Annotated in this window: 3 protein-coding genes; all 3 read right to left on the minus strand. The window is 49.8% G+C overall.

Going from position 1 to position 1,785, the window contains the following annotated elements; genetic code table 11:
• Window positions 1–235 (minus strand): DUF2169 domain-containing protein (locus AQS70_RS09980; RefSeq protein WP_241492821.1); only part of this gene is annotated, 235 nt, incomplete at its 3' end.
• A 235-nt stretch (window positions 236–470) separates the two neighbouring features.
• Complete coding sequence (locus tag AQS70_RS09985; RefSeq protein WP_055102635.1) at window positions 471–920, minus strand: hypothetical protein; 450 nt, start codon at window positions 918–920, stop codon at window positions 471–473.
• Between the two features lie 15 nt (window positions 921–935).
• Window positions 936–1,785 (minus strand): DUF4112 domain-containing protein (locus tag AQS70_RS23770; protein ID WP_162233893.1); only part of this gene is annotated, 850 nt, incomplete at its 5' end.

Here is a 1,785-nt window from a genome sequence, read left to right on the forward strand (position 1 = left end):
GCTGTGGTTCGGCGGGCGCGCCGTTCCAGTAGGCGAAGTCAAAGTCGTATGGCAGGCCGGGCCAGCGTTCGGTTTGCCATAAGGCGTCGTAGTTACCGGCTAAAGCCAGTCGCGGTACCCAAGCTCGGCCGACCACACCAAAGCCAGCGGGTTGATACTTATAAGTGCTCGCCACCTGCTCCATGTCGGTGGCGTCGAGTTGCCCATCGGGGAGTTTGGTTCTGCCTAGGTACAACGCGTGCGTGCAGGGTGTTCTCTATCCAGTCGCAGCTTATTTGATTGCGTAGAAAAGCTATAAGGGGGTATTGGATGTCAGCCGCCGTACTTCGTTTCCCAGTTGGTCGCGCTCGAACTCACAGATCACCCATCATTAGGGCAGAGCTTCCCCAAAGGGAACTGCGTATCTCAGACTCTCGATGTTCTCACCTAATTCTTATTTCTTGTCAGTGTATTTATTCTATAACACACGATCATAATATCTGCTCCAAGCACGGATCTTCCGGCGTCCACTGACCCTTGCTAAAAGCGGTGATAGACTTATCTCCATTATCGTCCCCAAGAAGCCCTGCAACAGCTATGCCGTGCTTGAAAAAAACTGTAATCCCAACGGTTTTCATTGCTGAGGGATCTGATTTTATCAATGAGTTGTAAGTAGAGCTCGATGTATTCCAGTCAAATATAATATCTGAAATTTTTATGTTATTGATGTTTGAGTACATACTGATAGATATAAGATTTTCATCATCTTTTGAGAACTCCAGCTGTAAGCCGTTGTTTTCCCAGTATTGAGTGGTAGTGCCAGTATCAGTGTTGAAGTCTGAAAATTTTGGCTTGCCAAGAATGACTTCTGCTGTGGATGGAGATATGCCGAATTTTAAATTGCCTATGCCAACATATGGCAAAATTTCGTAATAGTTCATTTAGATATCCTGTTGTTATGACAAGAGATTATTTTTTTCAAGACAGCGGAAATACGCTAGCATTTCCAGCATGGCCTCGTTATATTTGCCAGGTTCGCCAATCATTTTTTGGATCCGTTTAATATCTTTTATCTCTCTTATCATCGCTTTTCTCCATTCGCTTTTTTCTAGTAACTCTTGAATCGACTGGCGGTATTTTGCCGAACCTTTCACTGATCCATTGCTTCTCGAGAGTCTGTGGTCATCTGGGTGCATTTGTATTGCAGGTCCGTCTCTTTTCGGGAGAGGGCTCGCATCATCAGCTGGCATATGGTGCGAATCTTTATCGTCATTTATAGGCTTAGATGTCTGGCTGTGTGCTCCACCACGGTATGGTCCCTTCCCGCTACCCTTACGAAGATGATTGCACGGCCCTCCTTTTGATTTGCCTCCGCTTTTATCGCTTTTGGGTGGATCTTTTGGGGGAGCCTTGACTGGCGGGGTCTTTTGTACGCCACTACGTGCAGCTTTACCCGCCGCCTCAACCATCGTCGTCCCGTAGCGGGCGGCCTTGCCAGCGCTTCCCGCGTAGCCGACGAACGGAATCGCCGACAACAGTGACACGCCTGCCCCCACATAGTCACCCCGGGCAAGGCTAATACCAGCGCTGATGATATCTGCCGCTTCCCCGGCGACGGGGATCAAGCCCACCACATCCAGACCTAACTGGATGCCATCCAGCACCTGTTCGCCGGTGATGCCTTCTTCGTCGGTCTGCGCCTCTATCGGCGGATTGGCCTGTGTGGCCGGTACGGTTGCCGGGGCCGTTTCACCTACAACACGCCCGACGGTGTTGCCGCTTTTGAAAGAGTTGAATGGCGGCAGC

The sequence above is a fragment of the Pseudomonas endophytica genome (assembly GCF_001411475.1).
Classification (GTDB): Bacteria; Pseudomonadota; Gammaproteobacteria; order Pseudomonadales; family Pseudomonadaceae; genus Aquipseudomonas; species Aquipseudomonas endophytica.